Origin of the sequence: Kocuria sp. ZOR0020 (assembly GCF_000800955.1) — a bacterium.
GTDB lineage: Bacteria > Actinomycetota > Actinomycetes > Actinomycetales > Micrococcaceae > Kocuria > Kocuria subflava.
Map to the genome: position 1 here is coordinate 1 of NZ_JROX01000436.1, position 324 is coordinate 324.

The 324-nt window shown below is 40.1% G+C and carries 1 protein-coding gene; it reads right to left on the reverse strand.

The features are described 5' to 3' along the window. Nucleotides 1–324 (reverse strand): hypothetical protein (locus L979_RS16930; RefSeq protein WP_231559563.1); only part of this gene is annotated, 324 nt, incomplete at both ends.

A 324-nucleotide genomic window follows, 5' to 3' on the forward strand; every position in this document is an offset into this window, starting at 1 on the left:
AACCTTGTCGAATTGCTCTTTGGTTGTCTCCATCTTTGTCAAAGAAATAACGCTCAATCAGCCCTTTTAAAATTTCATAGCGAGCTGGGTCGTATCCGACTTTTCTAAGTCTGCACCCTGTTTTGGTTCTAAAGTCATTAATATGCGGTATTAAGTCGTTCACATTGATGTATTCCGTATCAAGTAAGATTAGTTCGCCTCTGTCAACGAATTCAGTCCATAACTCTTGTTGTTCTGTGTCCAGTTGCTCATATTGAGACCGTACAGAGAAAGTTAGCGTATGGCTGTAAGTTTTACCCTCTAACTCACAAACGAACGATACAG